Below are 7,622 nucleotides of genomic sequence, written 5' to 3' on the forward strand. Positions count from 1 at the left end.
TACGATAGTCCCCGATTTCACGGATCTGTTGATCGGCCAAAGATAAAGCAAGTGCTGCCCCGTTGGTATCATTTGCCAGTAAGGCCCGTTGATTGGCCAGGTTGAGCAAGTACCTGATTTCCGCAAGCGCCCATTCGAGTTCAATTTCGTCACTGGTTAATGGCGACTGATTCTGTAATTTGGTAAGGACATCACCCTGTTCCAACTGTGTTTGGTTCAGCTTGGACAATTGGTCATCAAGCTGGCTTTGGGCAGAACCTAACTGGGAGATATCGGTTTTAAGATCGGCTATTTCATCAAGACGGTTTTCCAGTTGAACAAGTTGCTGTTGCTGCTGCCATCCATACCAAAGTGCTGCTGCCCCTGGAAGAGTAATCAGAATCGCCACCAACACCAGCAACACAATTTGCCATGGAAAGGCTTTGTTGGGTGTGTCTGAACTGGTTTGTTCAGTTTTTTTAGCCGGCTTTTCTGCCTGCTCAGATTTGTTGTTAGACTCCATGATCTGATCCCATTTCAATAAGTCGCTGAATGATTGCACCATCGCTGGCATCTAGACTGACATGCACCTGTTTGAATCCCTGTTCAATCGCAAAAGCCTTGATTCGTTCACTCACTACCAGCAAAGGTTTTTGCAGAATCTGCGGGCAGCTCACTGATAATAAACTTAACAGGTTTGTGACACCATTGGCACTGGTCGCCGTCAGCCAGTCGGCAGAACAGGCTTTTTGTTGAAGATCTACTGATACCTTTGGCAATTGTCGGCGGTAAACTTCCAGATAATCAATACTAGCACCTCTGGCTCGCAAGGTTTCAGCCATCAGCTCTCGCCCACCTTCGCCCCGTACAATAGTGACCTGCTGCTGATCCATTTGTTGCCATTCGGGTAATTGCAGCAAACCTTCACTTCCATTTGACAATTCCGGTAGTAAATCAACCTTTAATCCTTGTTCCCGCATTGCCTGCGCAGTGCCTTCACCTGCGGCTGCCAGTTTAATTGTGGATGGTAGCTGTTGCTGGTAGCCCGACATAAACGCTTCAACCGCATTACGACTGACAAATACCAGCCAATTCGTGTGTAGCGGATTCCATTCATTCCATTGCCTGACATCAATCGCCTTGATTTCTATGACCGGAAACTTTATCGCCTCCCCCCCCTGCTGTTCTATCATCTCGACGAGTCCTTTGGCCTGATGAATTGGGCGAGTCACTAACACTTTATGGCCCTTTAATGGCAACGCCACCGTATCAGTCACCATAAACATCGGCCAGAATTTTGTCCGCACCTTTACTTAATAACATCTCGCCTAATGTTAAACCAAGCTGCTCAGATTCACTGGCCTTGCCGCGAATTTCCTGCTGCAGCATTTCAGTGCCATCAGGACGGCCGACCAGCCCCCGCAACCAGATATCATCGCCATTTAACATCGCATAGCCACCGATAGGCACCTGACAGCCGCCTTTCAAACGGCGATTTAAAGCGCGTTCTGCTTTGACAGTGATTGAGGTCAGAGCACAATTAAGCGGGGCAATTAAGGCATTCATTGCCTCATCATTAATGCGGGTTTCAATACCCAGCGCACCCTGTCCAATCGCTGGCAGACTTTGTTCCGGCGTTAAAGCGCTGCGGATACGTTTATCAAATCCCAGTCTTTCCAAACCGGCCTTGGCCAGAATAATCGCATCAAAATGTCCCGCATCCAGTTTGGCAAGACGGGTATTCACATTACCGCGTAACGGTACGATTTTCAGATCAGGGCGATAATGACGCAGCTGACATTCACGGCGCAGACTGGAAGTACCAACTACAGCACCCTGCGGCAAATCATCAACGTTTTCAAAGTGATTGGAAACAAACGCATCATGCGGATCATGACGTTCACAAATAACAGGTAAATGCAGACCTTCGGGAAACTCCACCGGCACATCTTTCATCGAATGCACCGCAATATCCGCTTCGCCAGCCAACATACTCTGTTCCAGCTCTTTGACAAACAAACCTTTACCGCCGACTTTGGCCAGAGGTGTATCCAGAATAATATCGCCCTGAGTTTTAATACGGACCAGCTCAATATTTAAATGCGGATCCAGCGCCAGCAGACTGTCACGAACAAATTCAGCCTGCCAGATGGCAAGCGGGCTGCGGCGGGTGGCAATACGAACGGTACGTTGACTCATGAAACAAACACCAGTTGATTATGAACAGTGTGGTTGATTCTAACATTTTCCCCTGCGGATCCACGAGCAGCCGCGTTATAATGCCGTCTTTTTCTGCCAGCAATCACAGGCCCGTGCTATGACCGCATCTGATAAAAAGCTTTCTTCTGCCCGTCTTACGCAACCCACCAATAAGTTTGTTGAGGAATTCACTGCTTCGGTGACCTTTGATAAACGCATGTACCGGCAGGACATTGAGGGTTCCATTGCTCATGCCACCATGTTGTGCAAAGTCGACGTGCTAACAGCAAGCGAACGTGATCAAATCATTAATGGTTTGCAGCAGATTGAAACTGAAATTGATAACGATCAGTTTGAGTGGTCAATTGCACAGGAAGATGTGCATATGAATATCGAGTCCAGACTGATCAAACTGATTGGCGAAGTGGGCAAAAAACTGCATACCGGTCGGTCACGTAATGATCAGGTGGCAACCGATGTGCGTTTGTATCTGCGCGATATGATTGTGCCGATTCGCAGTGAATTACAAAGATTACGTTCTACATTGCTGGATGTAGCCGAACGTGAATTTAATACCATCATGCCCGGCTTTACCCATCTTCAAACGGCGCAACCAGTGACGTTTGGTCATCATATGCTGGCCTGGTTTGAGATGCTCAGCCGCGATCTGGAACGTCTGGACGATTGCTCTAAACGGGTCAACAGTCTTCCATTAGGTGCTGCTGCACTGGCCGGTACCACCTTTCCGATTGATCGCGAATATACCGCTGAATTGCTTGGCTTTGAACGTATCTGTCGCAACTCGCTGGATGCGGTCAGTGATCGTGATTTTGCCATCGAATTTAACAGCTTCGCCTCACTGCTGATGATGCATTTGTCGCGCTTCTCAGAGGAACTGATCATCTGGTCATCTGCCCAGTTTGATTTTGTCGATCTGGGTGATGCGTTCTGCACCGGCTCGTCGATCATGCCGCAGAAGAAAAATCCGGATGTGCCGGAACTGATACGGGGTAAAACCAGCCGGGTTTACGGAAATCTGTTTAACCTGCTGACGCTGATGAAAAATCAGCCCTTGGCGTACAACAAAGATAACCAGGAAGACAAAGAACCGTTGTTTGACACCATTGATACGTTGCTCGGTTCTTTGCGTGTTTATGCCGATATGCTGGCTGTAATTACAGTCAAAAAAGATAATATGCGTCTGGCGGCGCTGAAAGGTTATGCAACGGCAACCGATCTGGCTGATTATCTGGTGCGTAAGGGTGTCGCATTCCGTGATGCTCATGAAGTTGTCGGTCTGTCAGTCGCCTATGCGATAAAACAGCAAAAAGACTTGTCGGCTCTGTCATTGGATGAGTTGCAACAGTTCAGTGATCAGATCAGTGAAGATGTGTTTGCGGTATTAACCCTTGAAGGTTCAGTAGCGGCTCGAAATCATCTCGGTGGCACAGCGCCAGAACAGGTAAAAAAAGCGATCCAAATTGCTCGTAGCGAATTGTAAAACCACTACCAAAATCGATTGACGTGCTAATCATTCGACTACCAATCTGATGTTCATAGGTGATAAGCAAATTCATCATCTTTATTTAGCTTTTACACTGACCGCGGTAGCTCAGCTCAAATGGCCACATTGAAATCATTACTCTTTTCGCTGATTGAATTAGCGAAACGCTGGCCCGGTCTGATTGCAGCGTTTGGTTTTATTTCCGGTGTGGCCAGTTATTTTCTGGTGGAACGTAAAGAATCACTGGCGCAAGTAATTGCCATTGTAATGCTGGTGAGCTGGGTGTTTCTGGTACTGGAAAACTGGTTACGCGAGAGCTTTAAAAACCGCTTTGGCCTCAATATACCGCCAGCATTGATGCATTATGTGACGCAATTGGTGCATCAGGAAAGTCTGTTTTTTGCCTTACCGTTTTTCCTTGCAGTCACTACCTGGAACCACACCCAGGCAGGTTTTACCGGATTATTAGTTTTATGCGCGTTGATCTCAGTGATCGATCCTTTGTATTACAAACAGCTCGCGCCGCGTCGTTCACTCTTTGTCATTTTTCATGCATTAGCATTATTTGCTGTTTTGCTGGTGGCTCTACCGATACTGCTGCAACTGACGACTGGACAAAGTCTGGCGATTGCATTGATTGTCTCTCTCCTGTTCAGTCTGCCCAGCTTGGTAAAGTTTGTCGTCAACGGCCAATGGTGGCGTCGGCCTGTCATGGTGCTGATGTTATCCGCTTTAGCTGCTGGCTTATGGCAAGTCCCAAGCTTAGTACCACCTGCGGCGTTACGCTTGACAGAATTTAATCTGGTTCAGCAAGTGGATCGTGAGCAACGTACCCATAGCATCCACATTGACCGCCTTGATGTGGAATCACTGAAACGCGATGGCATCTATGCCTGGACAGCTATCCGCGCACCTCGCGGCTTACAGGAAAAAATCCATCATATCTGGATGCATAACGGCAAACAGGTAGATCGAATCACGCTGAATATTGAAGGCGGCAGCGAACAGGGATATCGAGCCTGGACACAGAAACTGAATTTCCCCAAAGATCCGATAGGTAAATGGCAGGTTAAAGTGGTCACAGATTCCGGTCAGCTAATCGGCATCAAACGCTTTACCGTTGAAGCCAGCATCAACGAACAGGAAAGCCTTTTTGAGCGTCTTAAACCACCCTTCATTCAGGAGCGCGTTGAAGATCAGCAGAACAATAAAGATCCTGACAACACGCAACAACCTGAGAATACGGAAGGAAGAGAAAGCCTGTATGAGCGTCTGGCACCGCAGTTTATTCAGGGGATGAGCGAAAGCCAGAATGATCCTGAAGAATCGGAAAGTATTCAAGAACTGGAGAATACTGAAATACAGGAAAACACTGAAGAGCAGGAAAATGATGCTCGAGAACCGCAAGTGCCCGAAGAACTAACGAACACTGATGGGCAAGATATCCCCGAAGAACAGAATTAATCTTTTTGATAGACACCAAGAAACGAAGCAATCGTTAAAAATACCATCCACACCAGATAACTCGGCAACCATACAGACCACCAGCCTTCTTCCAATGGTGTGGATGAAACCGGGTCAACATGTATATAAGCATAGAGATTCAATGCCAGATTAATCAGTAAACCAATAATTCCAATCACACACAAAATCACATCCAGTCTGAATTTTTTCATAGCTGCCCCATGAAATTACATCAAGATTAACATAGCCATAAAACGACACAACTTGCCAATCCGACAACCGACAATCCCAGTGCCTTTGCTGTCGCTAATCGTGGCCAATAAGCCAGTAAACTCACCCACATCACTGCGGCCACTGATAGTAAACCCAGCCAGATCACAATGCCGACCACAACACCCCACATGCTGATAACCGGCCATAGTGAAACTATCAGCAATGCAATCGAGGCAACCCGCAATACAAAATTGTTTCGGGCAGATAACTTAGCCGCATTTAACTGCGAATAATTCCGCGGCATTGCAAGACTTAACCCGGCCATACCGGCATAACACAAGGCTGTTCCGAGCAACATCATCAGCAACATGTTCATTAAGCTGACTCCGATTCAGGTTTATAGACTCTGTTGGCTTCTGTTATGGTTTTTTGTTGTTTGCGTTTGAGTATTTTGACCGTGAAGACACCTAACACCCCGAACAGCAGTACCGTTAGCTCAAATCCCACGTTTGACCAGTCCCCCCGGGCAAAATAATGGAATAAGTGCTGGCCGGTGGTCAGCCAATTAACGATTGGCAGCAACAGAGATAAAACAGCAAAGCCAATTAATTGTTCTATCCAGGCACGTGAGGCAGGTCGTAATGCGGCATGCAGCAAACTGCCCAGCCAGATAAAAAAGAACAGCTTAATTTCCCAGCCGGCTCGATCGGCTACTTCCAGAGGCAACAGTCGATTCACCCAGAAAAACGCTATACAGGCCACCATTAATCCACTGATGGCGCTGATATTGAGCACTTCAATGGCGCGGTAAACCTTGGGTGTCTGTGCACCAAATTCATTGAGCGATCTCTGACGTCGTTTCACCATAAACAGAATGGCGCCAGTGGCCATCATGATGGTGCCCGCCATGCCCAGAATAAAATAAATCCAGCGCACGGTATAACCGCCAAAATTGGCAAAATGTAAGGTCCGCATAATACGTTGTGCGGCAAACGCATTACTTTTATCAAATAAATCTGGTGCTTCGATATGCAGCAACTCACCAGTGACAGCGTCCAGAATCACCTGGCCGGAACTCAAAAATAACAGGCGTCCGGTATTTTTTTCTTTTTCGAATAAGCCAAACACCTTGGCCACCGCACTGCTGTCGCCGGGATGCTCCACACTGATGAAACTAGCGGGTTTTTCCATCAATGCTTCCGCTTTTTCGAACAATTCCGTTACCGGATAAACCTCAGCTTGAATCCCGGTTTCTGGACGATGCTCCGGTTGATTGAACACTTCGGCAAAAAAGGTTCGTGGATGGTCATAATTAGCTATTACGCCAACAGGCATGTAAACCGTGACAAAGACGATCAGGCCGGTATAAGCAATCATCAATTGAAACGGCAAGGATAAAACTGAAGATGCATTATGCGCATCAAGCCAGCTGCGTTGCCCCTTGCCGGGGCGAAAGGTAAAGAAGTCCTTGAATATACGCTTATGAATAATAATGCCGCTGACCAGCGCCACCAGCATAATCATGGTAAAAAAGCCTACCAACCAGATACCAGCTGTACCGGCATGAAACTCAAAATGCATATGCACAAAATGATGTCCGCCCTGTGTTTCACGTTCCTGCTTTTGAGTTAGTAATTCACCGCTGACCGGATGCAATCGAGCTTGTTGGAACTGCTCGTTTTCATTTTCCCAAGTTAAGCCGATAGCCGGATCTACTTCACTGGGTAAACGTATTCTCCAAAGGTGGCTTTGTGGCGCAATATCTCGCAGATAGGCTTCACCTTTTGTGACTGCATCCAAACGCTGCTGCTGAGTGTTGGTCTGAGGATCAAACTCCCCCACCATGGCTCTTTCAGGGTTCATCCAATGTGTAATGTCATCATCAAACACCCCGATAGTACCGGTCAGAAAAATGGCAAATAATGCCCAACTGGCGACTAACCCACCCCAGGTATGCAACCAGGCCATCGCCTGACGGAAACGACCTGGTTCATTATTCACTGCTGTTGCCTGTTTCATCGCAGCAACTCCGTCAGCAGCAGACCTGTTCCGCCAATTATCACTGTCGCCGATAACATGCCTGTCCAGGCACGTTTGGCATCTTTAACCGCAAACACCCAGATAATGACTGCGGTATACACAGCAAAACTCAGTAATGAGCTAGTGATAACCGCATCAGCACGCGATAACGGCAAACACGCGGCGACCAGAATCACCACTGCCGAAGTTAGCAAATAGCCACCAAATGTAGCGGCCAACAGCA

8 protein-coding genes and 1 pseudogene are annotated in these 7,622 nt (G+C 47.4%); 2 read left to right on the plus strand and 7 right to left on the minus strand.

Translation table 11 applies throughout. The annotated features are described in order from the left end of the window. The 3 genes and pseudogenes from B3O33_RS03915 to hemC form a co-directional block, all read right to left on the minus strand. Nucleotides 1-502 (minus strand): annotated as a pseudogene (locus tag B3O33_RS03915) (hypothetical protein); the annotation flags it as partial. Further along, nucleotides 492-1,259 (minus strand): uroporphyrinogen-III synthase, encoded by a 768-nt coding sequence (locus tag B3O33_RS03920; protein WP_292362995.1) that lies wholly within the window; start codon nucleotides 1,257-1,259, stop codon nucleotides 492-494. The gene B3O33_RS03920 and the pseudogene B3O33_RS03915, both read right to left, overlap by 11 nt. Beyond that, nucleotides 1,249-2,178 (minus strand): hydroxymethylbilane synthase, encoded by a 930-nt coding sequence (gene hemC, locus B3O33_RS03925; RefSeq protein WP_292361326.1) that lies wholly within the window; start codon nucleotides 2,176-2,178, stop codon nucleotides 1,249-1,251. Before hemC ends, B3O33_RS03920 begins: the two co-directional genes overlap by 11 nt. Before the next feature lie 118 nt (nucleotides 2,179-2,296). On the opposite strand from hemC, the gene argH reads away from it, so the two are divergent. Together argH and B3O33_RS03935 are read left to right on the plus strand one after the other, a co-directional pair. Continuing rightward, nucleotides 2,297-3,679, plus strand: coding sequence for an argininosuccinate lyase (gene argH, locus B3O33_RS03930; protein ID WP_292361327.1), 1,383 nt, complete (start codon nucleotides 2,297-2,299; stop codon nucleotides 3,677-3,679). Nucleotides 3,680-3,799: 120 nt separating this feature from the next. Further along, nucleotides 3,800-5,146 (plus strand): DUF5924 family protein, encoded by a 1,347-nt coding sequence (locus B3O33_RS03935; RefSeq protein ID WP_292361328.1) that lies wholly within the window; start codon nucleotides 3,800-3,802, stop codon nucleotides 5,144-5,146. Here the strand turns inward: B3O33_RS03935 and B3O33_RS03940 are convergent. From B3O33_RS03940 to B3O33_RS03955, 4 genes are read right to left on the minus strand one after another with little or no spacing between them, the layout of a single operon-like run. After that, the gene (locus B3O33_RS03940) at nucleotides 5,143-5,358 is read right to left on the minus strand and encodes a hypothetical protein (protein WP_292361329.1); all 216 of its coding nucleotides are present in this window, start codon (nucleotides 5,356-5,358) and stop codon (nucleotides 5,143-5,145) included. The genes B3O33_RS03935 and B3O33_RS03940 overlap by 4 nt on opposite strands. Before the next feature lie 26 nt (nucleotides 5,359-5,384). Continuing rightward, a complete protein-coding gene (locus B3O33_RS03945; RefSeq protein ID WP_292361330.1) occupies nucleotides 5,385-5,735 on the minus strand; it encodes a DUF3325 domain-containing protein in 351 nt (116 codons plus the stop codon). Continuing rightward, complete coding sequence (locus B3O33_RS03950; protein ID WP_292361331.1) at nucleotides 5,735-7,378, minus strand: PepSY-associated TM helix domain-containing protein; 1,644 nt, start codon at nucleotides 7,376-7,378, stop codon at nucleotides 5,735-5,737. The genes B3O33_RS03945 and B3O33_RS03950 overlap by 1 nt, the downstream gene beginning before the upstream one ends. Further along, nucleotides 7,375-7,620, minus strand: a complete 246-nt coding sequence (locus B3O33_RS03955; RefSeq protein WP_292362997.1) for a hypothetical protein — start codon at nucleotides 7,618-7,620, stop codon at nucleotides 7,375-7,377. The genes B3O33_RS03950 and B3O33_RS03955 overlap by 4 nt, the downstream gene beginning before the upstream one ends. Nucleotides 7,621-7,622 lie beyond the last annotated feature (2 nt).

This window comes from Methylophaga sp. UBA1464 (genome assembly GCF_002325665.1).
Taxonomy (GTDB): Bacteria; Pseudomonadota; Gammaproteobacteria; order Nitrosococcales; family Methylophagaceae; genus Methylophaga.

What these genes read in the sequence shown, in the direction of transcription:
- B3O33_RS03920 (WP_292362995.1), bottom strand. Translation starts at nt 1,259, where the DNA reads ATGGTGACTGATACGGTGGCGTTGCCATTAAAGGGCCATAAAGTGTTA.
- hemC (WP_292361326.1), bottom strand. Translation starts at nt 2,178, where the DNA reads ATGAGTCAACGTACCGTTCGTATTGCCACCCGCCGCAGCCCGCTTGCC.
- argH (WP_292361327.1), top strand. Translation starts at nt 2,297, where the DNA reads ATGACCGCATCTGATAAAAAGCTTTCTTCTGCCCGTCTTACGCAACCC.
- B3O33_RS03935 (WP_292361328.1), top strand. Translation starts at nt 3,800, where the DNA reads ATGGCCACATTGAAATCATTACTCTTTTCGCTGATTGAATTAGCGAAA.
- B3O33_RS03940 (WP_292361329.1), bottom strand. Translation starts at nt 5,358, where the DNA reads ATGAAAAAATTCAGACTGGATGTGATTTTGTGTGTGATTGGAATTATT.
- B3O33_RS03945 (WP_292361330.1), bottom strand. Translation starts at nt 5,735, where the DNA reads ATGAACATGTTGCTGATGATGTTGCTCGGAACAGCCTTGTGTTATGCC.
- B3O33_RS03950 (WP_292361331.1), bottom strand. Translation starts at nt 7,378, where the DNA reads ATGAAACAGGCAACAGCAGTGAATAATGAACCAGGTCGTTTCCGTCAG.